Source organism: Aeromicrobium alkaliterrae, assembly GCF_039529015.1.
GTDB classification, from domain to species: domain Bacteria; phylum Actinomycetota; class Actinomycetes; order Propionibacteriales; family Nocardioidaceae; genus Aeromicrobium; species Aeromicrobium alkaliterrae.
In genome coordinates, this window is the sequence record NZ_BAAAME010000002.1 from 932,686 (window position 1) to 956,310 (window position 23,625).

At 71.8% G+C, this 23,625-nt stretch carries 17 protein-coding genes; 7 read left to right on the plus strand and 10 right to left on the minus strand.

The window, feature by feature from the left end; translation table 11 throughout:
• Window positions 1-20: 20 nt before the first annotated feature.
• The 3 genes from ABD127_RS05755 to ABD127_RS05765 all read right to left on the minus strand — a co-directional run bounded on the left by ABD127_RS05755 (window position 21) and on the right by ABD127_RS05765 (window position 4,097).
• A complete protein-coding gene (locus ABD127_RS05755; protein WP_344198656.1) occupies window positions 21-1,451 on the minus strand; it encodes an RNA polymerase sigma factor in 1,431 nt (476 codons plus the stop codon).
• A gap of 103 nt (window positions 1,452-1,554) precedes the next feature.
• A complete protein-coding gene (locus ABD127_RS05760) occupies window positions 1,555-3,033 on the minus strand; it encodes a glutamate-cysteine ligase family protein (RefSeq protein WP_344198659.1) in 1,479 nt (492 codons plus the stop codon).
• Window positions 3,034-3,053: 20 nt separating this feature from the next.
• Entirely contained in the window at window positions 3,054-4,097 is a 1,044-nt protein-coding gene (locus tag ABD127_RS05765) for a DUF4192 domain-containing protein (RefSeq protein WP_344198661.1), read from the minus strand.
• A gap of 94 nt (window positions 4,098-4,191) precedes the next feature.
• Between ABD127_RS05765 and ABD127_RS05770 the strand changes: the two genes are divergently transcribed.
• The 3 genes from ABD127_RS05770 (at window position 4,192) to ABD127_RS05780 (ending at window position 8,700) form a co-directional block, all read left to right on the plus strand.
• The gene (locus tag ABD127_RS05770; RefSeq protein WP_344198663.1) at window positions 4,192-5,502 is read left to right on the plus strand and encodes a DNA polymerase IV; all 1,311 of its coding nucleotides are present in this window, start codon (window positions 4,192-4,194) and stop codon (window positions 5,500-5,502) included.
• Entirely contained in the window at window positions 5,499-7,643 is a 2,145-nt protein-coding gene (locus tag ABD127_RS05775; protein ID WP_344198665.1) for a S9 family peptidase, read from the plus strand. Before ABD127_RS05770 ends, ABD127_RS05775 begins: the two co-directional genes overlap by 4 nt.
• A 103-nt stretch (window positions 7,644-7,746) precedes the next feature.
• Window positions 7,747-8,700, plus strand: a complete 954-nt coding sequence (locus ABD127_RS05780) for a sigma-70 family RNA polymerase sigma factor (RefSeq protein ID WP_344198667.1) — start codon at window positions 7,747-7,749, stop codon at window positions 8,698-8,700.
• Here ABD127_RS05780 and coaE read toward each other — a convergent pair.
• Together coaE and ABD127_RS05790 are read right to left on the minus strand one after the other, a co-directional pair.
• Window positions 8,697-9,296: a dephospho-CoA kinase gene (gene coaE, locus ABD127_RS05785; protein WP_344198669.1), complete on the minus strand. Its 600-nt coding sequence runs from the start codon at window positions 9,294-9,296 to the stop codon at window positions 8,697-8,699. The genes ABD127_RS05780 and coaE overlap by 4 nt on opposite strands.
• A gap of 2 nt (window positions 9,297-9,298) precedes the next feature.
• Window positions 9,299-10,102, minus strand: coding sequence for an SH3 domain-containing protein (locus tag ABD127_RS05790; RefSeq protein ID WP_344198671.1), 804 nt, complete (start codon window positions 10,100-10,102; stop codon window positions 9,299-9,301).
• 192 nt (window positions 10,103-10,294) lie between these two features.
• Between ABD127_RS05790 and ABD127_RS05795 the strand changes: the two genes are divergently transcribed.
• Window positions 10,295-11,614, plus strand: coding sequence for a class I adenylate-forming enzyme family protein (locus ABD127_RS05795; RefSeq protein WP_344198673.1), 1,320 nt, complete (start codon window positions 10,295-10,297; stop codon window positions 11,612-11,614).
• Window positions 11,615-11,630: 16 nt separating this feature from the next.
• Here the strand turns inward: ABD127_RS05795 and ABD127_RS05800 are convergent, their stop codons facing one another.
• A complete protein-coding gene (locus ABD127_RS05800) occupies window positions 11,631-12,641 on the minus strand; it encodes a GlxA family transcriptional regulator (protein WP_344198675.1) in 1,011 nt (336 codons plus the stop codon).
• A gap of 93 nt (window positions 12,642-12,734) precedes the next feature.
• Here ABD127_RS05800 and ABD127_RS05805 point away from each other — a divergent pair, with 93 nt between their 5' ends.
• The gene (locus ABD127_RS05805; protein ID WP_344198677.1) at window positions 12,735-12,884 is read left to right on the plus strand and encodes a hypothetical protein; all 150 of its coding nucleotides are present in this window, start codon (window positions 12,735-12,737) and stop codon (window positions 12,882-12,884) included.
• A gap of 39 nt (window positions 12,885-12,923) precedes the next feature.
• Here the strand turns inward: ABD127_RS05805 and rpsA are convergent, their stop codons facing one another.
• Entirely contained in the window at window positions 12,924-14,378 is a 1,455-nt protein-coding gene (rpsA, locus tag ABD127_RS05810; RefSeq protein ID WP_344198679.1) for a 30S ribosomal protein S1, read from the minus strand.
• A gap of 207 nt (window positions 14,379-14,585) precedes the next feature.
• Window positions 14,586-15,839, minus strand: a complete 1,254-nt coding sequence (locus ABD127_RS05815) for a M18 family aminopeptidase (protein WP_344198681.1) — start codon at window positions 15,837-15,839, stop codon at window positions 14,586-14,588.
• 65 nt (window positions 15,840-15,904) lie between these two features.
• On the opposite strand from ABD127_RS05815, the gene ABD127_RS05820 reads away from it, so the two are divergent.
• Both ABD127_RS05820 and ABD127_RS05825 read left to right on the plus strand, forming a co-directional pair.
• Entirely contained in the window at window positions 15,905-17,719 is a 1,815-nt protein-coding gene (locus ABD127_RS05820) for a hypothetical protein (protein WP_344198684.1), read from the plus strand.
• On the plus strand, window positions 17,716-18,873 hold the full coding sequence (locus tag ABD127_RS05825; RefSeq protein ID WP_344198686.1) for an acyltransferase family protein: 1,158 nt from the start codon (window positions 17,716-17,718) through the stop codon (window positions 18,871-18,873). The genes ABD127_RS05820 and ABD127_RS05825 overlap by 4 nt, the downstream gene beginning before the upstream one ends.
• On the opposite strand, the gene ABD127_RS05830 is transcribed toward ABD127_RS05825, so the two are convergent.
• Together ABD127_RS05830 and ABD127_RS05835 are read right to left on the minus strand one after the other, a co-directional pair.
• Window positions 18,774-22,859, minus strand: a complete 4,086-nt coding sequence (locus tag ABD127_RS05830) for a DUF3367 domain-containing protein (protein WP_344198688.1) — start codon at window positions 22,857-22,859, stop codon at window positions 18,774-18,776. The two genes, ABD127_RS05825 and ABD127_RS05830, sit on opposite strands and share 100 nt — an antisense overlap.
• On the minus strand, window positions 22,826-23,608 hold the full coding sequence (locus ABD127_RS05835) for a class I SAM-dependent methyltransferase (protein WP_344198690.1): 783 nt from the start codon (window positions 23,606-23,608) through the stop codon (window positions 22,826-22,828). Before ABD127_RS05835 ends, ABD127_RS05830 begins: the two co-directional genes overlap by 34 nt.
• Between the last annotated feature and the right edge of the window lie 17 nt (window positions 23,609-23,625).

Below are 23,625 nucleotides of genomic sequence, written 5' to 3' on the forward strand. Positions count from 1 at the left end.
CGTGCTGAGAGTGCGGAACCTCAGTCGAGGTAGTCGCGCAGCACCTGCGAGCGCGACGGGTGGCGCAGCTTGCTCATGGTCTTGGACTCGATCTGACGGATCCGCTCACGCGTGACGCCGTAGACCTTGCCGATCTCGTCGAGGGTCTTCGGCTGCCCGTCGGTCAGGCCGAAGCGCATCGAGACGACGCCGGACTCGCGCTCGCTGAGCGTGTCGAGCACCGCGTGCAACTGCTCCTGCAGCAGCGTGAACGAGACCGCGTCGGCCGGGACGATGGCTTCGGAGTCCTCGATCAGGTCGCCGAACTCGCTGTCGCCGTCCTCGCCCAGCGGCGTGTGGAGGCTGATGGGCTCGCGGCCGTACTTCTGGACCTCGACGACCTTCTCGGGCGTCATGTCGAGCTCCTTGGCCAGCTCCTCCGGCGTGGGCTCGCGGCCCAGGTCCTGGAGCATCTGGCGCTGGACGCGCGCGAGCTTGTTGATGACCTCGACCATGTGCACCGGGATGCGGATGGTGCGGGCCTGGTCGGCCATAGCGCGCGTGATGGCCTGACGGATCCACCAGGTCGCGTACGTGGAGAACTTGAAGCCCTTGGTGTAGTCGAACTTCTCGACCGCGCGGATCAGACCGAGGTTGCCCTCCTGGATCAGGTCCAGGAACAGCATGCCGCGGCCGGTGTAGCGCTTGGCGAGCGAGACGACGAGGCGCAGGTTGGCCTCGAGCAGGTGGTTCTTGGCGCGACGACCGTCCAGGACGATCCAGTCGAGCTCCTCACGGACCTTCTCGGAGATGCGGCCGCCTGCGGCGAGCTTCTCCTCGGAGAACAGGCCGGCCTCGATGCGCTTGGCGAGCTCGACCTCCTCGCCGGCGGTCAGCAGCGAGACCTTGCCGATCTGCTTCAGGTAGTCCTTGACCGGGTCGGCCGTGGCGCCGGCGACCATGACCTGCTGGACGGGCTCGTCGGACTCGTCGGCCGCGCTCAGCGTGAAGGCGGACTGCTCGTCCTCCTTGATCGTCGGGTCGTTCTTGACGTCCTTGACGAACTGGTCGTCCGAGATGTCCGGCAGGATCTTCTTGCCGTTCTCGTCGACCGCGACCGGCTGGCCGACCTCGACCACAACCTCGTCAGCGGTGATCTCGACCGAGATCTCCTGCTTCGTGGTGCTCTTCTTCGCCGGCGCCGCCTTCTTCGCAGCAGGTGCCTTCTTGGCGGGAGCCTTCTTGGCCGCGGTCTTCTTGGCGGGAGCCTTCGCCGAGGTGGAGGAATTCGTCACAGTGTCTTCCGGGGTCGAACGGGACGGGTCAGGTGCAGTGCTGACTTCTGGGCTGACTTCTGGGCTGGCAGCGGAGTCGTCCGCGGCCGACGTGGCCGCACCCGCCGCATCCTTGAGCGTCTTGGGGATGAGCCTGCCCACCGTCTTCATGGCTGAAGCAGCTGGATTCACCGGCATGTTTCCACCTCTCGAACGGTTCAAGGGCGCGACAAGGAGACCTCTGGTCAACCTCTGGACCTAGTCTGCCACGACCGCACAAGGTCCGTGACGCCGACTCGCGCTATCCGGTCGGCAGGGACCAGCTGTGCACCGGCTCGCCCTCGTGCATCCGCTCCCGGTACGCCCGCACGAGACGGCGCATCGCGGCCTGCGGGTCGCTGGCGCGGTCGAAGGCGTCGGCGGCGTCGATCTGCCAGGTCGCACCGTTCACGCCCAGCGCGCAGCGACGTTCGATGACCTCGAGCGAGCGGTCACGCACCGCGCCGTCCACCCCGAGCCGGTCCAGGCCCTCGGCCGCGAGCGGGAGCAGGTGGTGCAGCACGAGGTCGCGCACCCGCACCGTGCCGAGACCCGGCCAACGCTGCTCGGCCTCGATCCCCCGGCGCGCCGCCGCGTAGAAGTTGTCCGAGGCCACCGCGAACGGCATCCGCGACCACACGGGCCGGTCGGCCGACGCCATGGCCGAGACGAGGCCGTAGAACAGCGCGGCGTTGGCGACGGTGTCGACGACGGTCGGGCCGGCTGGCAGCAGGCGGTTCTCGACCCGCAGGTGCGGTCGGCCGTCGACGACGTCGTAGATCGGGCGGTTCCAGCGGTAGATCGTGCCGTTGTGGAGCCGCAGCTCGCCCAGCTGGGGCACACCGCCCGCCGCCATGACCTCGATCGGGTCCTCGTCGTCGACGATCGGCAGCAGCGCCGGGTAGTAGCGGACGTTCTCCTCGAACAGGTCGAAGACCGAGGTCACCCAGCGCTCGCCGAAGAAGACCCGCGGGCGCACCCCCTGCGCCTTGAGCTCCTCGCTGCGGGTGTCGGTGGACTGCTCGAACAGCGGGATGCGGGTCTCGTGCCAGAGCTGGCGCCCCAGCAGGAACGGCGAGTTGGCGGCCGTCGCAGCCTGCACCCCGGCGATGGCCTGCGCCGCGTTCCACACCGCGGCGAACCTCTCGGGCGCCACTTGCAGGTGCAGCTGCGTGCTGGTGCAGGCCGCCTCGGGCATGATCGTGTCGGTGCGCATGTCGAGCCGGTCGACGCCGTCGATCAGGATCTCGATGTCCTCGCCCCGTGCGGCCAGGATCTGCTCGCTCAGCAGGGTGTACCGCGGGTCCGGCGCGATGGCCTCGCGGGAGAAGTGCTCCTCCCCCACGGTCGGCAGGATCCCGACCATCACGAGGCCCGAGCCCGTGGCGGCCGCCTTGCGCTCGGCCTCGTTCAGGTCGTCGCGCAGCGTCTTCTCCAGGTCGGCGAACCCGCGGCCCGCGATGGGCCTAGGTGGCACGTTGATCTCGAGGTTGTAGCGCCCCAGCTCGGTCTGGAAGTCCTCGTCCGCGATCGCGGCGAGCGTCTCGCCGCTCGTCATCGCGGCATCGCCGTTCTCGTCGGCGAGGTTGAACTCGATCTCGATCCCGACCAGCGGTTCACCCACCGAGAAGTCGCGCTCGGTCAGCATGCGCGCGAGCACGTCGAGACACCGGCGCACCTTCGCCCGGTAGCGGCGGCGGTCCTCGCCCGAGAACTCCTGGTGGTCGACGTCCTGACCCATGCCGACAGCGTAGGGCCGGGTCAGGCAGAACGCTCCCGCTCGCGCTCGGGCGCCCTGGCCTCCGTCACCGCGAGCTGGTCGAACGCCGCGTACTCGTCGGGCGAGACGCCTGCCTGGATGATCTCCATCATCAGCAGCGACATCCGGTGCGCGGGGTCGGCCCCGAGCGCCCGCTCGAGCGCGATGACGGCCTGGGCGCCGTCGCCGACCATGTAGGCCGCGAAGCCCGTGAGGCCCAACACCGAGGGGACGAACGGGCGCGCGACCCGGCCCGAGACGTCGGTCAGCACCCGGAGCCAGTCACGGGCGTTCTCGAGGCCGATCCGCGACCACACCTCGTCGCGCACCGCGATCGACGAGCACCACAGCGACACCAGGGCGACGTCGTCGTCGGAGAGACGTTCCTGCTCGCGCAGGGCCCGGTCGAGGATCGGGTCGAGCTCGGCCGTGGCGGCGTTCACGAGACCCTCGGGGCTCGGGTTCTGACCGAACACACGCAGCACGCGGTCGAGGTGGAGCCCCGTGGCGTGGGCCATGCGTTCGGCCGTGGCGCCCGCGCACGGGGCGAACCGGGCCACGAGCTCCGCCCGGTCGGCGAGGATCTCCTGACCCGCGGCCACGGCCTGCACGACGGCGAGGTCGTGGGGCGAGGTCGTGTAGCGCACGCCGTGGTCGGGGAAGCGCGGCAGCGGCTGCCAGTACCGCTCGCCGTCGGCCCAGGCGACGACGATCGGCTCGATGTCGTCGTCGAGCCGCGCCAGAGCGGCTCGGACCATCTCCTCGGCCCGCTCGTGGTCGTCGGACAGGGCGAGGAGGATCGCCCCCTCGGCCCCCTGCCGGCGCAGGTGGCCCACGGCGACGTCGGCGGCGGCGTCGATGTGGTCGAGCTGGGGCAGGTCGATCCTGAGCCGGAACCCGAAGCGGTTGCGGGGGCGCGAGGTCGCGACGGCGATGAACGACTCCTGCGGGCTGAAGCCGAACAGGGTCGGCACCGCGGCCAGGAGGTCGCCGACGCTGCGGGCCCGGTAGACCGGGGTGGAGTCGGTGGGGGTGTGTCTGCTCATGCCTTCCACGGTGGGCCGCGCGGGCAGGCGGTGTCCGCACCGATCTCGGCCCTGTGGACGACCAGAGCCTGTGGACGAGGAGGACAATGGAGCCATGCGGTCCACGGCCTCGATCCTGCACCTGGATCTCGACGCCTTCTTCGCCTCGGTCGAGCAGCGCGACAAGCCGTCGCTGCGCGGCAAGCCCGTCGTCGTCGGCGGTGTCGGGGCCCGCGGCGTCGTGTCGACCGCCTCCTACGAGGCCCGGAAGTTCGGGGTGCGCTCGGCGATGAGCTCGGCCGAGGCCCGGGCCCGCTGTCCCCACGCCGCGTTCCTGGGCGGCCGGTTCGACGCGTACCGGGAGGCCAGCGGCATCGTCATGGCGCGCCTGCGCGAGCTCTCGCCCGTCGTGCAACCCCTGTCGCTCGACGAGGCGTTCGTCGACCTGGCGGCGGGCGACGACTTCGACCCGGAACGCGTGGAGGAGCTCGTCGAGGAGCTGCGCGCCGACGTGACGCGCCGGACGCACGGCCTCACCGCGTCGGTCGGCGTGGCCTCGAGCAAGCTCATGGCCAAGATCGCCAGCGAGATCAACAAGCCCGACGGGGCGTTCATCGTGCAGCCGGGCACCGAGGCCGACGTGCTCGGCCCCATGCAGGTCACGGCGATCCCCGGGGTCGGACCAGCCACGACCGAGCGCCTGCGCCGCCTGGGCGTCGCGACCGTCGAGGACCTGCGGCGGTTCACGGCCGACGACCTGGGCGCCCACGTCGGCCCCACGACCGCGACGTCGCTCTACCGGCTCGCGCGCGCCGACGACGACCGCCCGGTGGAGGCGTCCCGCGAGACCAAGTCGATCAGCGTCGAGGACACCTTCGAGACCAACCTCGTCGACCGCGTCCAGCTCACCGCGATCGCCGAGCAGATGGCGCGCCGCGTGGCCCAGCGCCTGCGCGCCAACGGTCTGTCGGGACGCACCGTCACGCTCAAGGTCCGCTACCACGACTTCGAGACGCACACCCGGTCCACGACGCTGACTGGCCCCACCGACCACGGCGGCGTGCTGGCCGCGACCGCCCGTCGGCTGCTCGACGCGGAGGACCTCGGGGGCGGCCTGCGGCTCCTGGGCGTCGGCGTGAGCGGGCTCGCCGACTGGGTCCAGGACGACCTGTTCAGCGAGCCGGAGCCGGAGGAGGACCTCGTGCCGCTCCCCTCGCGCGACGAGCGCGCCCGGCGGCGTGGCTGGTCGCCTGGCCAGGACGTCACGCACACCGAGCACGGGGACGGCTGGGTGTGGGGCTCCGGTCTCGGGCTCGTCACGGTCCGATTCGAGACGCGGGAGTCGCCCTCGGGTCCCGTCAAGACCTTCCCGGCCGACGACCCGGCCCTGTCGGCTCGGGCGTCCGTCAGTAGCGTCGAGCCATGACCGGTACTCCCGACGCACCCGTCGCCGACGTGCGCCCCGTCGTCCGCCGCCACCACGGTGACGAGTTCATCGACGACTACGAGTGGCTCCGCGACGTCGAGGACCCGGACGTGCTGGCCCTGCTGGAGGCCGAGAACGGCTACACCGAGGCACGCACGGCCCATCTCGCCGACCTGCGCGAGACGATCTTCGGCGAGATCAAGGCCCGCACCCGTGAGACCGACCTGTCGGTGCCGGTGCGCCACGGCGACTGGTGGTACTTCAGCCGCACGGTCGAGGGCCTGTCGTACGCGATTCGGAGCCGCTGCCCCGCCACCCCGGGCGACTGGACCCCGCCCGCGGTCGAGGCCGGGATCGAGGCCCCGGGCGAGCACGTGCTGCTCGACTCCAACGTGCTGGCCGAGGGTCACGAGTTCTTCGCGCTCGGCGCCTTCAGCCTGACCGACGACGACACCCTCCTGGCCTACTCGACCGACCTCACGGGCGACGAGCGCTACACGATCCGCTTCAAGGACCTGCGCACCGGCGAGGAGCTCGCCGACGAGATCCCCGGCACGAGCGGCGGCGCCACGTGGTCGGCCGGCGGCACCCACGTCTTCTACTCGACCGTCGACGACGCCTGGCGTCCGCATCGGGTGTGGCGCCACCGCCTCGGCACCCCCGTCGCCGACGACGTGCTGGTGCACGAGGAGACCGACGAGCGCTTCTTCACCGGCATCGGCCGCACCCAGTCCGAGAAGTTCCTCGTGATCGGCGCGTCGTCGAAGATCACCAGCGAGTCACGGCTCCTGCCGGCCGACGACCCCGAGGGCGAGTTCCGCGTCGTCCTGCCCCGCAGCACCGGCGTCGAGTACTCGGTGGAGCACGCGGTCGTCGGGGGCGACGACGTGCTCCTGCTGCTGCACAACGACGGCGCTCCCGACTTCGAGCTCGTGGCGGTCGACCTCGAGCCCGTCCTCACCTCTCCCCTGGCATCGGCGCGCGACGGCCGGGTCGTCGTCGCGGCCGACCCCGGCATGCGTCTCGAGGACGTCGACGTCTTCGCCCGGCACCTGTTCGTCTCGTACCGACGCGCCGCGCTCACGCGGCTCGGCGTCCTGGACATCGAGGCGACCGGCTTCGGTCCGATGCGCGAGGTCCCCTTCGAGGAGGAGCTGTTCTCCTGCGGGCTCGGCGCCAACGCCGAGTGGGACCAGCCCCTGATCCGCATCGGCGTCGGCTCGTTCGTCACGCCGTCCTCCGTGCTGGACCTCGATCCCGACACGTTCGAGACGCACCTGCGCAAGCAGGCCGAGGTCCTGGGCGGGTACGACCCGGCCGACTACGTGCAGCACCGCACCTGGGCCACCGCCGAGGACGGCACGCTCGTCCCGGTCTCGGTCGTCGCGCGGGCCGACACGCCGCAGGACGGCACCGCGCCCGCCCTGCTCTACGGGTACGGCGCGTACGAGATCAGCATCGACCCCGGCATGTCGGTGGCCCGCCTCTCGCTGCTCGACCGCGGCTTCGTCTTCGCCGTGGCGCACGTCCGGGGCGGGGGCGAGATGGGCCGCGCCTGGTACGACGACGGCAAGATGGCGCAGAAGCGCAACTCGTTCACCGACTTCGTCGCGGCCGCGCACCACCTGGTGGCCGAGGGCTGGACCAGCCACGAGCGCCTCGTCGCCGAGGGCGGCAGCGCCGGAGGCCTGCTGATGGGCGCCGTCGCGAACCTGGCGCCCGATGCGTTCCGCGGGGTCCTGGCCGCCGTGCCGTTCGTCGACGCCCTGACGACGATCCTGGACCCGTCGATGCCGCTGACGGTCATCGAGTGGGACGAGTGGGGCGATCCGCTGCACGACGCCGACGTCTACGCGTACATGAAGTCCTACTCCCCGTACGAGAACGTGCAGGAACGGCCCTATCCGGCGATCCTGGCGGTCACGAGCCTGCAGGACACCCGCGTGAGCGTCGTCGAGCCCGCCAAGTGGGTCGCCCGCATTCGCGCCACGACCACCGGCGACGCCCCGATCCTGCTCAAGACCGAGATGCACGCCGGCCACGGCGGCGTCAGCGGCCGGTACGACTCCTGGCGTGAGCGCGCCTTCGAGCTCGCCTGGATCATCGACACGGCCGCCGGCGCCCCCGCGAGCACGTCGTGAGCCGCGACACGCCTCGAATTCCGGCCTAAGAACCGCCTGAGAGGGGAATCCTCCAGGCGCCCCGTGCGTTGACCCCCCGTAGAGACACCACCGGGAGGCGAAGATGAGCACGAAGACCGACACCCGAGTCCGCGAGTCCGAGGGCAAGGACAGCGTCGGCATGTACCTGGCCGAGATCGCCAGGACGCCGCTGCTGGACGCCCAGCGCGAGGTCGAGCTGAGCCGCACGATCGAGGCCGGCCTGTTCGCGCGCCACCTGCTGGAGAGCGGCCGCATCGGCCGCGCCAAGGGCGGCGCCCCCAAGCGCGCCGACCGCGAGGAGCTGGAGTGGATCGCCGCCGAGGGCGACCGGGCCATGCAGGAGTTCGTCCAGGCGAACCTGCGGCTCGTCGTCTCGATCGCCCGCAAGTACGGGCGCTCGGCGATGCCGATGCTGGACCTGGTCCAGGAGGGCAACACCGGCCTGATCCGCGCGGTCGAGAAGTTCGACTACAGCAAGGGCTTCAAGTTCTCGACGTACGCCACGTGGTGGGTGCGTCAGGCCATCACGCGCGGCATCGCGCAGCAGGCGCGCGTCGTCCGGCTGCCCGTGCACGTCGTCGAGGAGCTCAACCAGGTCACGGCCGCGCGCCGCAACCTCGAGCGCGAGCTCGGGTACGACCCCGACCCCACCGAGGTCGCGATGGTCCTCGACATGGACGTCGACCGGGTCATCGACCTGATCTCCTGGGGACGCGACCACGTCAGCCTCGACACCCCCGTCGACGAGGACGGCGACACCTCGCTGGGCGACCTCATCGCCCGCGAGCAGGCCCCGGGCCCGGACGAGAGCGTCATGTCCGACGCGACCCGTCAGCTGCTCGGTGGTCTGATCGAGAACCTGGGCGACCGCGAGGCCGACATCGTGCGGTCGCGGTTCGGCCTGGTCGACGGACGTCAGCAGAAGCTGGCCGACATCGGCAAGCGCCACGGGATCAGCGCGGAGCGCGTGCGCCAGCTCGAGCGCGAGGCTCTCGCGACGCTGCGCCGCATCGCCGATCCGGACCTGGCGGCCTAACGGGCCGCGAGCTCCCGCCAGACGTCCCCCACCCTGGCAGTGAGCTCGTCCACGGAGCCACTGTTGTCGACGACCACGTCGGCGACAGCGGCTCTGTCGTCCCGGGAGGCCTGCGTCGCGATGCGCGCGTGGGCCTCCTGCTCCGTCATGCCGCGATCGCGCACCAGGCGCTCGACCTGGACCTCGACCGGCACGTCGACCACGACGACGACGTCGCACGCGGTGTGACCACCCATCTCGATCAGCAGCGGGTTGTCGTGCACCACGACGCGGTCCCCCGCCTCGGCCTCGCGGCGCACCGCGAGGTCGCGGATCGCCGGGTGGGTGATGGCCTCGAGGTCGCGGCGCGCCGACTCCTCGGAGAACACGACGGCCCCGAGCGCGGGACGGTCGAGCGTGCCGTCGGCGGCGATGACGCCGGCACCGAAGCGCTCGGCGATCTGCGCCAGCGCCGGAGCACCGGGCTCGACGACCTCACGGGCCAGGAGGTCGTAGTCGATCACCACGGCCCCGTGCTCGGTGAGCAGGCGACTGACGGTGCTCTTGCCCGAGCCGATGCCGCCGGTCAGGCCGACGCGCAGTGCGGGACGCGCCACGATCAGCTGGTGGCGGCGTCGCCGGAGGTCGTGACGTGGACGTGGTCCATGTGGTTCGCCGTGGCGCCGCCGCGGTTCTCCATGCCACGCCAGCCCGAACCCGGCTCCCAGATGCGCTGACGCCAGATGACCTGGGTCGCGCCGAGCTTGGTGTGGTTGTCGATCACGAACTGCGCGATCTGGTCGCCGAGGGCCTTGTCGGACGTCATGATGTCGAGCGCGCGACCCGTCGGGTGACCCGAGCTGTTCGAGCGCGCGGCGCGACCGCCGTAGGTCGAGATCTCGGGGAACTTCTCGCAGACCGCGCGGTAGACCTTGATCGTGTCCGGCTGCAGGCCGCGCTCGACGCCGGGCGTGCGGGGGCACGCGGCCGTGCCGAGGGGCTCCTCGGCGGTCAGGACGCCGGACGTGACCCAGCGGGGCACGTCGTTGTACAGGACCTGGGTCCAGTCGCCCTCGACGACACCCGTGACGAGCACCTGGGTGCCACGCTCGGCCTGGCCGAGGACCGCCGCGTCGGGCGCCGCGTCCGAGCGGATGTCGGTCGTGTCGACGACCCACAGGGCACCGGCGGCCTGCTGGGCCGTGGCGGCAGGTGCTGCGAGGACCGGACGCTCACCGCCGCGGCTGACCTCGCTGGCCGCGACCGTCACGCGGTCGGGCCCCACGGGCAGGTCGGCGCTGGGGCTGGTCGCGACGGCAGCGGTCGCGACCGCGAGGGCACCGACGCCGAGCGTCGGCAGCACCACGCGACGGATCTGCTGCTGCCAGAAGGTCGAGCCCCGACGATCCGGGGTCGCTCGCACGTCCGCCCGTCGCTTGCCGGGAGAACCCACTGTCGAACCACCTTCATACATCTGGGACATGGAACGAGGCGCGAGCCGATGTCTCAGCCGCCCCTCGACTGAACCATACTGCCATGGGTGTGGTGAGGGCTGGGCCCGTTTCAGGTGAAAGCCTGTGATGCACCTCACGCGAATCGAGCACCCAGGAGGGCCGTGAGCGACCAGATGCAGATCCACCACGCCGCCGAGAGCACCGATCGACAGCGACGGATGGCCGGCGCGCTGCACGGATCCGGCCTCACCCACGGCGACCGCGTGGTCCTGCTGACGCCCGGCACGACCGCGACGGTCGACCTCGTCCTCGCGGCGTCGCGCAGCGGGCTGGTGCCCGTCCCCCTGGACCCGCGCCTGACGCCCCGTGAGCGCGCCGTGGTGCTCGACCAGGTCGAGCCGGCGCTCGTGGTCGACGATCCCGGCGTCCTCGACCAGCTCGACGCGGGCCCCGAGCACGACCTCGATCCCTTCCCGCGCTGCCGCCCGATGCACTTCACGTCCGGCACGACCGGGCGCCCCAAGGGCGTGTGGTCGGGCTGGCTGTCCCCGGAGCACGCCGAGGCGGCCGCACTGGAGGAGCGCGCCCTGTGGGGCTTCCACGACAGCGACCTCAACCTCGCCGTGTCACCGCTGTACCACTCGGCACCGCTGCGATTCGCGATCGGGACCCTGCTGGCCGGCGGGGCCGTCGCCGTCGTGCCGTTCGAGCCCACAGCCGTGGCGGCGGCGTTCCGTGAGCTGAGACCCACCACGATGTTCTGCGTGCCGGCCCACCTCCAGCGGCTCTTCGCGCTCGAGGACGAGACCGGCGTGCCACTCGCGACGGACTCGTTCCGCCTGGTCGCCCACGCGGGCGCACCGTGCCCCACCCCGATCAGGGTGCGGACCCACGAGCGCTTCGGCACCGACGTCGTCTGGGAGTTCTACGGCTCGACCGAGGGACAGTTCACCGCGTGCTCCGCCGCGGAGTGGCAGGAGCGCCCGGGGACGCTCGGGCACGCGCGACCCGGTCGCGTCGTGTGGACCGACGACGAGGACCAGATCTGGTGCGCCGTCCCGCCCTGGTCCCGGTTCGAGTACTGGCGCGACCCGGAGAAGACCGCGTCCGCGTGGACCGACTCGCCGCACGGGCCGTCGTTCTCGGTCGGTGACCTCGGCCGGGTCGAGGACGGGCACGTGTTCCTCGACGCCCGCCGCACCGACCTCGTGATCACCGGTGGCGTCAACGTCTACCCCGCCGAGGTCGAGGACGTGCTCGGAGCCGTCCCCGGCGTGCGCGACGTCGCGGTGTTCGGCCGACCCGACGAGCAGTGGGGCCAGCGGGTGTGCGCCGCGTGGGTCGGTGACGCGTCCGAGGACGACCTGCGCCGCGTCGCGACCGAGCAGCTGTCGCCCGCCAAGCGGCCCAAGCAGTACGAGCTGCGCACCGAGCTCCCCCGCACCGCGACGGGCAAGGTCAGGCGCACCGAGCTGGCCTGAGCCCGGTCGCCGGGACCTAGGCGGTCTCGAGACAGCTGAACTGCTTGCGGTAGGCCAGCGGGGCCACACCGCGGGCCTGGGTGAAGTGGTGGCGCAGCGTCGCTGCGTTGCCGAAGCCCACGCGCGAGGCGATCTGCTCGACGCTCAGCGCGGTGTTCTCAAGCAGCTCCTCGGCGAGGGCGACCCGCTGGGTGGTGACCCACTGCAGCGGGGTCGTGCCGGTCTCGTCGCGGAAGCGGCGGGCGAACGTGCGGGCGGACATGTGACTGCGCCGCGCCAGCCGGTCGACGGTCCAGGACTCGTCGAGGTGCGCCACGACCCAGGCCAGGAGCGGCGAGAGGGTCTCGGCCTGCTCCGGACGCACGGGGGCTCGCACGAACTGCGCCTGTCCCCCGTCGCGGTGCGGCGGGACGACGATGCGGCGGGCGGCCGTCGCGGCGACGTGCGCCCCGTAGTGCCGGCGCAGCAGGTGCAGCGCCGCGTCGATGCCAGCGGCCGAGCCGGCGCCGGTCACGATGCGGTCGTCCTCGACGTACAGGACGTCGGGGTCGACCTTGGCCGCCGGGAACGCCTGCTGCAGCTTCTCGCCGTAGCGCCAGTGCGTCGTGCACCGACGCCCGTCCAGCAGGCCGGCCATGCCCAGCAGGAACGAGCTCGAGCAGTGCGCGAAGATCCAGGCCCCGCGAGCGTGCGCCCGGGCGATGGCCTCGGCGACGACCGGCGAGTGGTCGAGGTAGTCGTGCTTGGGGGCGATGCAGACCAGGTCGGCGTCCTCGAGCTCCTCCAGGCCGTGGTGGACCACGAGGTCGAAGCCGGCGCGACCCTTGACGACACCCGGCGTCTCGGCGCACACGACGAAGTCGAAGACCGGGTTGTCGTCGTCCGGGTGGTACGGCTCGGCCCACACCTCGCAGATCGATCCCAGGCCGAAGGGCTCGGCGCCGTCCTGCACGACGACGGCCACCTTGCGCAGCGGGCCGGACGGCGCGGGCACGCGCGACGGGTCTCCGTAGGGCTCGATCTCCATGTCCCTACAGTGCCACACTCATGGCAGGTTTTCGATGGACCCTGTCATTCCTGCCACTGGTGGCAGGAATGCGATGAGCGAAGAATTACTGCCATGATCCTTCTCGTCACGCTCCTGTTCCTGTCCTTCCTCGTCCTGCTGGAGGTCGTGCTGCTGCTCGTCCGCGGCGACGGCCTCGGCCACCGCACGCCGCCGCGCAGCCATGCCCCGGACGCGTTCGAGCCCGGCCACCGCGTGCGGTGACCGGGCTCGACCGGGGTGCTTCTCAGCCGTGAGTGACGATCACTCGCCGCCCGTGAGCTTCTCGCGCAGCGCCTGCAGCGCCTCGTCGGAGGCGAGCGAGCCGCCGTCCGCGGCCTCGGGGACCTCGGACGAGTAGTTGCTCGCCTCGCTGGCCTCGAGGTTCGCCTTCTCGGCGTCCGAGATCTGCTTCTTGTGGGCCTCCCAGCGCTCGTGCGCCTCGGCGTACTGCTTCTCCCACGTGGCGCGGGCCTCGTCGAAGCCCTCCTGCCACTCGCCGGTCTCCGGATCGAAGCCGTCGGGGTAGATGTAGTTGCCCTCCTCGTCGTACGAGGAGGTCATGCCGTAGAGGGTCGGGTCGAAGTCGTCCGCGACCGCAGCCTCGGTCTCGTTCGCCTGCTTGAGCGACAGCGAGATGCGGCGACGCTCGAGGTCGATGTCGATGATCTTGACCATGACCGAGTCGTTGATCTGCACGACCTGCTCGGGGATCTCGACGTGACGCTCGGCGAGCTCGGAGATGTGCACCAGGCCCTCGATGCCCTCCTCGACGCGCACGAACGCACCGAACGGGACGAGCTTGGTGACCTTGCCGGGCACGATCTGACCGATCTGGTGGACCCGGGCGAAGTGCTGCCAGGGATCCTCCTGCGTCGCCTTGAGCGACAGCGAGACGCGCTCGCGGTCCATGTCGACGTCGAGCACCTCGACCGTGACCTCGTCGCCCACGGCGACGACCTCGTTGGGGTGGTCGATGTGCTTCCAGGACAGCTCCGAGACGTGCACCAGGCCGTCGACGCCACCGAGGTCCACGAAGGCACCGAAGTTGACGATCGAGCTGATGACGCCCTTGCGGACCTGGCCCTTCTTGAGCTCGGTCAGGAAGTTCTGGCGGACCGCGGACTGCGTCTGCTCGAGCCAGGCACGGCGCGACAGGACCACGTTGTTGCGGTTCTTGTCGAGCTCGATGATCTTGGCCTCGAGCTTCTGGCCGATGTACGGGTCCAGGTCGCGGACGCGGCGCATCTCGACCAGCGACGCGGGCAGGAAGCCGCGCAGGCCGATGTCCATGATGAGGCCGCCCTTGACGACCTCGATGACGGTGCCCTCGACGACGCCGTCCTCTTCCTTGATCTTCTCGATGTCGCCCCAGGCGCGCTCGTACTGCGCGCGCTTCTTGGACAGAATCAGACGGCCTTCCTTGTCCTCCTTCTGGAGGACGAGGGCCTCGACCGCGTCGCCGACGGAGACGACCTCGTGGGGGTCGACGTCGTGCTTGATGCTCAGCTCGCGGGAGGGGATGACACCTTCGGTCTTGTAACCGATGTCGAGGAGGACCTCGTCACGGTCGACCTTGACGATGGTGCCGTCGACGATGTCGCCGTCGTTGAAGTACTTGATGGTCTTGTCGATCGCAGCGAGGAAGTCAGCCTCGTTGCCGATGTCGTTGACCGCAACCTGCGGTGCGGCAGCAGGTGTTGCGATACCAGAAGTCATAGCCGGTGGGCTCCGATGGATGGATGAATTGGGTGGACACGCCGAAAGCCCTGGATCATGGTGACCGCGAGGTCCCCAGAATCACGAGCGCACGTCTGCTCAGGTCCGAGACACACGCAGGCGATCAGCGCGTCTCCAGGGTACGCGACGCCCCGGCTTCCTGTGAATGCGGGGGGAGGCTCAGGTTTCCCGGAGTTCCGGGCGAGTTCAGGCCGGCGCGAGGAACGCGGTCAGCGCGGCGACGTACGGCGTCACGTCGGCGGCCGCCATCTGCTCGCGCGCCGAGTGCATCGCGAGCTGCGGGGCCCCCACGTCGACCGTCGTGATGCCGGTCCGGGCCGCGCTCATCGGGCCGATCGTCGACCCGCAGGGCAGGTCGGCGCGGTGCACGTAGCGCTGCAGCGGGACACCGGCCTGCTCGCACGCGAGGGCGAACGCCACGGTGCCCCGGGTGTCGGTCGCGTACCGCAGGTTCTGGTTGACCTTGAGGACCGGACCACCGCCCGCGACGATGCGATGCAGCGGCTCGTGCCGGTCGGCGTGGTTCGGGTGCGTCGCGTGCGCCATGTCGCCCGAGGCGCAGATCGAGGCGGCGACGGCGCGGTGCACGTCGTCGCGGGTGCCACCGGCTGCGAGCACCGTGCGCTCGACGACCGTCGCGAGCAGGTCCGACTGAGCGCCCCGCTCCGAGGTGCTGCCGACCTCCTCGTGGTCGAACATCACCAGGACCGGACGGACGCCCTCGGCGGCGGGAGCGGTGATCAGCGCCTGAACCCCCGCGAAGCACGTGGCCTGGTTGTCCAGGCGTGGTGCCGCGACGAACGAGCCGTCCGCGCCGACGCGGGCGCTCGGGAGGGTGTCGGTCGTCATGAGCTCGAAGCCGAGGACCTCGTCGGGCTCGAAACCCTCGCGCCGACCGAGCCACGTCAGGAACGGCTCGTCGCCGGTTCCCCAGACGGCGTCGAGGTGGCGCTGGCGGTCCGGCGCGTTCGCGGCGTCGCGGTCCAGGTGGATCGCGAGGTTGGGCACGCGCACGACCGGGTCGACGACGTGCACGAGCCGCTCGGAGCCGTCGCGCAGCCCGATGCGGCCTGCGATCCCGAGGTCGCGGTCGAGCCACGTCGTCAGGAGCGGGCCGCCGTACGGCTCCAGGGCCAGGACGGCGAGGTTCGCGAAGAGGCGGTCGTGGTGCTGCTTGAGCCGCAGGTTGGGACTGTCGGTGTGGGCGCCGACCACCCGGAACGCGTCGGCGGGGCCGGTCGCGGCGACCGTCGACCACGCGGCCAGCGAGCCGCCGCGTCGCACGAGGTAGCGGCCCGGTTCGGTCGGCCACGGATCGCGCTCGTCGACCTCGACCCAGCCGGCCTCCGTGAGCCACGCGGCCGCGGTGGCGACGACGTGGAACGGCGACGGCGAGGCGTCGATGAACTGCAGCATGCGGCCGACGGCGTCATCGCTCATGGCAGCCGAGCCTAGCGCCGCGAGACGCCCGGGGTGCTCCAGCGGTGTGCGACGATCTCCGCACCATGACGGAACAGTGGACCGGCGCGGCGCGCACCGTGCTGCGCGACCTCGACCTCGCCGACCGGGTCCGCCTCGCGAGCTGGCTCGCGATCGCGGCCCACGCGGCGATCACGGGGTGGGCCCTGGCCGGGAGCTGGTTCTACAGCGACGACTTCATCTTCCTGGCCGATGCCCACGACACGCCCCTGAGCCTGGACTTCCTGTTCACCCCGCACGACAGCCAGCTCATGCCGGTCGGCGTCCTGGTCTCGTGGGTCGTGGCCCAGGTCGGCCCGTTCTCGTGGACCGCCGCCGTCGTGTCCAGCGTGCTGCTGGCCGCCCTCGCCGCCTGGGCGTGCGCCCGGATGCTGCGGGTCCTGTTCGGCGAAGGTCCGCTGATCCTCGTCCCGCTCGTGTTCTACGCGATCTCCCCCATGGCCATCGAGGGCTGGGTGTGGTGGGCCGCGGCGCTGAACACGCTGCCGCTGCACCTCGCCTTCTTCCTCGCGATCACGGCCGTCGTGCAGTGGTGGCGCGACCGCCGGCTCGTGCACCTCCTCACGACGCTGGCAGCCGTGGCGCTCGGGGCCCTCAGCGGGCCACGGGGACTCGTCATGGTCGTGCCGCTCGGCCTGCTGGTCCTGCTCGTGCTCGTCCCGCCGCAGCGGTGGCGCACCCCCGGACGTCTCCTGCGCGACCTGTGGCCGCTCGTCGTGCCGGGCGCCGCGGTCGCCGTGGCGTACCTCGTGGTCTACCGGGCGACGACGCCGTCGCCCGTCAGCGCCGACGGCTCGGCACCGGCTGCGGGCATCACCCGGAACCTCCTCGTCGAGTCGTGGCTCCCCGCCCTCATCGGCGGTCCGCTGCGGTGGAACACCAACAACCCGCCGATGAACCAACCGCAGGCGCACCTCGTGGTGATCGCGCTCAGCGCGCTCGTCGTCGTGGCCTTCCTGGTCTGGAGCTGGCGCCGGCACCGGCGCGTCACGGTCGCGGGCACCGTCATCCTGCTCGCGCAGCTCACCGCGACGACCGTCGCGCTGGTCTACGGACGGGGCCTGCAGCTCGGCACCGACGCGGGCCTCATGACGCGTTACCTGACCGACACGCTCCCGGTCACCGCCCTGGTGATCGGCCTGCTGCTGATCCCGCTGGCGACCTCCGACGGTGCCGTGGCCGAGACTCCCGCCGTGCGCTGGCCCCGGTGGGCGACCGCCGCGACGGCCGTCGCCTTCACGGCGATGTGCCTGACCACGACGGTCACCTACATGAACAGCTGGCACGCCGACTACCCCGCTCGCGCATGGGTCGAGAACGCCCGCGACAGCCTCACCGCGGACCCCGGGCCGGTCGCCGACCTCACGGTCCCCGCCCTCGTGCAGTCGCCGCTGAGCTACCCGAACAACCTGCCGTCACACCTGCTCGCACCCCTGGGCGACACGGTCGAGGCGGTCACGATGGGCACCAACCTGCGCGTCCTGGACGACCAGGGGGAGCCCCGCACCGCGACCGTGTTCGCCTCGACCGCGGCCGAGCCCGGGCCCGAGCCGGGCTGCGGCTACGCCGTCACCGACCGCTGGACGCGTGTGACACTGGATCCGGAACGGACCAACTTCTTCTGGTGGGTGTCGGTGGGTTATCTGGCGTCGGGTGACGGCGAGGTCGAGGTGCGCGTCGACGACCGCGACCCGTTCACGATGCCGATCCTGCAGGGACTCAACACGGCCTTCTTCTCCGGCGAGGACCCGGTCACGACCGTCATGATGCGGTCCGCGACCCCGGACCTGACGGTCTGCGTCGACACCGTCTCCCTCGGCGACCTGGTGCCGCTGCCGTGACGACGCGTCCGACCTTCCCCGGTCTCGACACGATGCGCGCGATCGCGGCGATCGTCGTGGTCGCAACCCACACGTGCTTCTGGTCCGGCTTCTACTCCCGTGGCACGCTCGGCGTCGCGGCGCACCGGCTCGAGGTCGGTGTGCCGATCTTCTTCGTGCTGAGCGGCTTCCTCCTGGCCTACCCGTACCTGGCGCGGCTGCGGTCCGGGTCTTCGCACGACGGGATCGGCCAGTACGCGGTCAAGCGGGTCGCGCGCATCGTGCCGGTGTACCTCGTCACCGTCGTCCTGGCCCTGGCCCTCGTGCGCCAGGACCCGGGAGCCGTGCTCCCCCGCTGGTTCGCCAACCTGCTGATGTACGACTACTACCTCGACGAGAACCTGCCGCGTGGGCTCGCGCAGATGTGGAGCCTCTACATCGAGGTGGCCTTCTACGTCGCGCTGCCCGCGCTGATGTGGCTGGCGGTCGTCGTGTGCGGGCGACGCTGGCGGCCGCGGCGACTACTGCTCCTGCTGGGCGCGCTGACGCTGCTGAACCTCGGATGGCTCCTGGCCGACCTGTCGCTGCGCGCGCTGCCGGCCTACCTGCTGTGGTTCGGCGTGGGCATCACGATGGCCGTCGCCCACCTGGAGCTCTCCGGAGGCTCCGGACGCGGTCGGGCGCTGCGCGTGCTCACGACCTTGGCCGCCGCGCCCGGCATCTGCTGGCTCATGGCGGTCGCCGCGTTCGCGCTCGCCAGCACCCCGCTCACCGGGCCCGCGTCGCTCGCGCCCCGCTCGACCGGCGAGCTCGTCATGCGGCTCGTGCTGTACGCCGTGGTGGCGGGTCTCGTCGTGCTGCCGAGCGTCCTCGGCCCGACGGACTCCCGCTACGCGCGGGCCATGGCGACGCCGTGGGCCCGCCATCTCGGGCACATCTCGTACAGCCTGTTCTGCATCCACATCGTGGTGCTCGAGCTCGTGGCGCCGGCGCTGGGCTTCCAGCTGTTCAACAGCAATCCCCTGCTGCTGTTCGTCGTGGTGCTCGCGATCAGCCTGGCCGCCGCCGAGCTGCTCTACCGGCTGGTCGAGAAGCCGGTCATGGAGCTCGTCCACCGACGTCGTCGGCACCAGGGCGCGAGCAGGGCTCCGATCAGCACCAGCACGCACGCCTGAGGGAAGGCCTCCACACCGGCCCAGCCGGCGGGATCGCCCCACGGTCGGAGCAGGTACGCGAGTCCGCCGGCCACGACCGCGGCAGCGGCGACGGCCGGTCCGGCCGGAGTGCCCCGCCAGGACACGAACCCGGCCACGGCACCCGCGACGGCCAGGGCCACGCCGACGACTCCGCCGAGGAGGCCCGCGACCGCGACCAGCACGACCCAGCCGGCGAGTCCGGCCCGCTCCTGGGACTCGTCGCCGTCGGGGACCTCGACGGGCCTCTCCCGTCGGCGCCACACGGCAGCCAGCCCGACCAGGGCCAGCAGGGTCGCGGCACCGCCCATGAGCCCCGCCCGGAACGGCACCTGGGGTGCGAACGACGTCGCCACGGCGGTGTCGTCGTCGAGGACCCATCCCTGCTGCCAGCCGTTCAGCACGACCGGCGTCAGTGCCCGCCCGTCCTGGCTGCCGTCCCAGCCCGCGTTCGTGTTGTGGGTCGTCACGAGCGCCTGGGGCGAGGCTCCCGCCGACCCGGCCGCGGGGTCTCCGCCCGTGGCGTCGAGCAGCAGCGCGGTCGCCTCGACCGCCCCGGCGCCGGTGACCTGGACGCGGTTCTCGCCCTCGGACAGCTCGATCGGCTCGGTGTCGCACAGCTCGGTCGCCACGGGGTTGCCGGAGAGCAGGTCGGCCGGTGAGGTCACGAGCCGGCTCTGGACCAGCCGCTCGCCCGCGATGATCGTGGGTCCGGACCCGCACTCGTACGCACGCACCTCGGCCGACGGGCTGATCCCGGCGCCGGTGACCCCGGGGACCCCGACCTCGACGAGGCCGATCGGCAACGCCTCGATCGAGCCGTCGTGGTTCACCGAGGAGACCTGCGTGCCCGACCCGAGGGTGATGCGCATCCCGGTCGCGAGGGTCGCGGGGAAGGAGCCACGGCCGTCCTCCAGGTCGACGTCGTGCACCGACCCGTCGGACAGCTCGACGCGGGCAGTCTGCGGGGTCGAGGCCGCCAGCTCGCCGGTGTCGAGCACGACCGAGGACACGACCTGCGCCTCGGCCCACCGCAGCGTGACGGTCGGCGCCGGGTCGTCCGGGTCGGCGCTCCAGCCCGTGCCGTCGTCACCGTCGATCAGGGTCGGGGCGCCGGCCTGGGGCGCGTCGCTGGCCCGTGAGGACACCGACACCTCGATCGGGAGCCCGTCCTGCACCAGCTGGTCGAGGGCCGGACCGCCGACGGCGGCGACCTGCAGCTGCGCGTCGACCTGCTGGTCAGCGCGCAGGGTCACGACGCGGTCGAGCAGCGATCCCTCGTCACCTCGCACCAGCGAGGCTGCCCGGCACTGGGTCACGTCGGCGAACGTCAGGCACCCGGTGCTCGGCGGGACGTCACGGCTCAGCAGGATCGCTGCCGGGTCACCCAGGTCCTCCGGCACCGTCGGCAGCACGAGCGGTCGGCTGACGTCGAGCCCCGACGCGGTCACGTCGACCAAGTGCAGCGGACTCTCGGCGCTCGAGGGTCCCGACACGCGGATCCGGGCGACCGTGCCGACCTCGACCTGCACGGGCTGCCGTCCCTGCGCCGTGACCGTGCGGTCGCCGTCCTCCGTGGTCACGACCAGGTCGAGCCGCTCGTCCGGGGCGAGGTCGGCCGTGATGCTGACCGTGCCGACGTCCCGGCGCTGCCCGACCTCCAGCTCGACCCAGGCCGTGGTGTCGCGCGACCCCGGGTCGGCGCTCCACAGCGTCGTCGGGTCGCCGTCGAACGCGGCCCACGTCCCGCGATCCGATCGCGGAAACGGGAACGCGTCGACGTCCGACTGCGAGGACGACGACGAGATCCGGTCGGCACCCTCGAGGCGTGCGACGGTCTGGAAGGGCGAGCCCTCGTGGTAGCCGTGGATGCGGCGGTCCGCCTGGAACGGCTCGCCGTCGGTCAGCGTCGCGGACCGCTGGTGGAGGACCGCACCGATCTTGGTCTCCTGGCTGCGCTGGCCGTCGGTCAGGATCAGCGGCCCGGACAGGTCGGCCGTGGCGTCGTCGGGATCGGCCATGACGACGTCCAGGCCTCCGGGCAGCCCCAACGCCTCGAAGCCGAAGCGGTCGAGCGTCGCGAGCGTGCCGGCGTCACCGACGACCGTGGGGGTCGCGTCGAGGGCGATCCGGCGTTCCGCCGGCACGCTCGCGTCGAGCTGGAACACCTCGACGGCCGGTCGAGGTGCCTGCCAGCCCTGCTCGACGAAGACCTTCTCCCCTGCCGCGTCCTCCAAGGTCGGCGGCCCGCCGACGAGCGGACCGAACTCGGCGACCCGATCGATTCCCGGTGTCGTGGTCAGTGCGGCCCGCGCCAGCTCCGGGTTCGGCACGTCGGACGTCAGGGCGAGGTCGTTGCGCACCACGATCGTGCCGATGCCCGCGCGACGCAGGGAGTCGGCCAGCGCCGGGCTGCCCTGCCCGGTCAGGAACTGGTTCGAGAAGGCGTCGAGCTGCTCGATCGTGCCGGTCGGGGTCAGCGGCACGAGGTTGCGCACGATCCACGGCGCCTCGGCCAGGGGCTGCAGCGGCTCGTCGCCGGTCCTGCCCCAGAGGTAGTCACCGAACGGCGAGGCCGGGGCCAGCAGGGTCGAGCCGTGCGGGTGGTCGGCCAGCCAGTCCGTCGTCTCCTGCCAGTACGGCGGGATCTCGACGAACGACCGCTCGGGCGCCAGGGAGGCCGACCAGGCGGGGACCGTCGCGCCCCACACGGCGGCGATCGCCAGGACCGTGACCCCCACCAGACGGGCGGCGGCACCGGAGTCGGCGTTGTCGCGCTCACGGGCGTCCAGGAGGTGCTGCAGCAGCAGGCCCGCGCCGAGCACCAGCGGGAGCCGCAGGACCAGGTCGAACTTGTGGGTGTTGCGCAGGGGCGCCAGGACCCCGTCGAGGAGGTCGCCGATCGTGGCGGAACCCCAGCCGGTCAGCTCGCTGGCGTGGCCGGCCGTGACCGCGAGCAGTCCGATCAGCACGCCGCCCACGAGGAACCGCCGGTGCGGCGTGCCGCGACGGGCCAGGGCGACGACACCCAGCGCGAGCACGGCGACGCCGTTCGCGATCAGGACCGGCTCGGTGACCAGGCGGCGTCCGGCATCGGCGTTGGCGTCCACGTACGAGACCCAGTTCGACGTCCCCCGCAGGGCGTCGTAGGCGGTCGCGGCGAGGGAGGCGTTCGACGCGCTCTCGATGAGGTCGAGGAACGGTGGGCTGTACGCCCCGAGGAGCACGAGCGGCACGATCCACCACAGGGTCGCCATGAGCACGCAGACGGGCCACCACAGCATCAGCCCGCGCCGCACGCGTCCGGCAGGACGCGTCAGGATCCACCACGCCGCGAGCGGCACGACGGCGAACGTCGCGGCGGCGTTGACGCCGCCGACGCACGCGACCGCGAGAGCCGAGAGCGCAGCACCCGTGCGGACGCGCCCCGAGGTCGAGGCGACCACCAGTGGGATCAGCACCCACGGCGCGACGGCACTCGGCCACACCTCGATGGAGGACGCCCCGATGACGCTCATGATGCGGGGCGAGAGGGCGTACATCAGGCCGACCACGATGCGCACCCACGGCGCACGGACGCCGAGGAGCCCGGCCAGCTTCACGGCACCGAGGAACGCCACGACCATCACGAGGCTCCACCACAGGCGCTGCACGACCCACGGATCGAGCCCCAGCGAGTGCCCGACGCCGAAGAACGGTCCCATCGGGAAGAGATAGCCGTAGGCCTGGTTCTGGAGCTGGCCGAGCGCGCCGTTGGGGTCCCAGGCGCTCGTGGCGCGCCCGAGGAAGCCCCACGGGTCGACCACGAGGTCGAGCTTGGTGTCGGTCACGACCCGGCCGGGCGCCTGGACGAACGCCAGGGCCGTCAGCGCCACGCTCCACGCGACGAGGCGCAGGCGCCACGTCAACGTCGGATCGCGGTCGGTCGCGTCGCTCACCGCTTGCGCAGCACGATCGCGAGGTTCCATGTCACCGCCTCGCGCAGCAGCGGGATCCGCAGGACCCAGTGGGTCCACCGCGGGAGGTAGCGAGGCGCGATCGACACCACGTCGACGTCGGTGCGGCTCCGGGCCCAGCGGATGCCGGGGGCCGCCTTGGCCGCGAACATCGACTCGCCGTAGACGTTCTTCGGCGGGTGGCCGTGCTTGCGCTCGTAGCGCCGCCGGGCGCGGTGACCACCGAGGACCAGGTGCCACGGGGACGTCTCGTGGCCGCCCCACGGGCCGAACCACAGGGTGTAGGAGCAGAACACGAGCCCTCCGGGCTTCGCGACGCGCACCATCTCGTCGGCCATGACCCACGGCTCGGGCACGTGCTCGAGCACGTTGGAGGAGTACACGACGTCGAACGAGCCGTCGGCGAACGGCAGCTGCATCCCGCTGCCGATCACGGTGCCGGGCTGCAGGTCGCCGAGGCCGGAGAGCTCGCCGACGTCGGAGTCCAGCGGCGTGTAGCGCGCGCCGGCGCCCTCGAAGGCGTCCGCGAAGTAGCCCGGGCCCCCGCCGACGTCCAGCACCCACTGGCCGCGCAGGCCCTCACCGGGCAGGTGCGACGCGACGTGGCGGGCGGAGTCGCGCGCCAGCAGACCGTAGAACCGGGCCGGGTCGGACTGCTCGACACCGAACGCCCGCCACAGGCGCCAGGCCCGTGCCGTCGTGTGGCGGAACGGCGGGACGGTCCCCTCCCGAGGTCCGAGCACAGCGTCAGGTTCGGGCACCGCGACAGGTTAACGCG

Bases quoted from the DNA above. Each gene is read 5' to 3' on its own strand.
- ABD127_RS05780 (WP_344198667.1), top strand. From the start codon at position 7,747: ATGAGCACGAAGACCGACACCCGAGTCCGCGAGTCCGAGGGCAAGGAC.
- ABD127_RS05755 (WP_344198656.1), bottom strand. From the start codon at position 1,451: ATGCCGGTGAATCCAGCTGCTTCAGCCATGAAGACGGTGGGCAGGCTC.
- ABD127_RS05820 (WP_344198684.1), top strand. From the start codon at position 15,905: ATGACGGAACAGTGGACCGGCGCGGCGCGCACCGTGCTGCGCGACCTC.
- ABD127_RS05815 (WP_344198681.1), bottom strand. From the start codon at position 15,839: ATGAGCGATGACGCCGTCGGCCGCATGCTGCAGTTCATCGACGCCTCG.
- ABD127_RS05770 (WP_344198663.1), top strand. From the start codon at position 4,192: ATGCGGTCCACGGCCTCGATCCTGCACCTGGATCTCGACGCCTTCTTC.
- ABD127_RS05800 (WP_344198675.1), bottom strand. From the start codon at position 12,641: ATGGAGATCGAGCCCTACGGAGACCCGTCGCGCGTGCCCGCGCCGTCC.
- ABD127_RS05805 (WP_344198677.1), top strand. From the start codon at position 12,735: ATGATCCTTCTCGTCACGCTCCTGTTCCTGTCCTTCCTCGTCCTGCTG.
- ABD127_RS05760 (WP_344198659.1), bottom strand. From the start codon at position 3,033: ATGGGTCAGGACGTCGACCACCAGGAGTTCTCGGGCGAGGACCGCCGC.
- ABD127_RS05765 (WP_344198661.1), bottom strand. From the start codon at position 4,097: ATGAGCAGACACACCCCCACCGACTCCACCCCGGTCTACCGGGCCCGC.
- rpsA (WP_344198679.1), bottom strand. From the start codon at position 14,378: ATGACTTCTGGTATCGCAACACCTGCTGCCGCACCGCAGGTTGCGGTC.
- ABD127_RS05830 (WP_344198688.1), bottom strand. From the start codon at position 22,859: ATGGAACCTCGCGATCGTGCTGCGCAAGCGGTGAGCGACGCGACCGAC.
- ABD127_RS05775 (WP_344198665.1), top strand. From the start codon at position 5,499: ATGACCGGTACTCCCGACGCACCCGTCGCCGACGTGCGCCCCGTCGTC.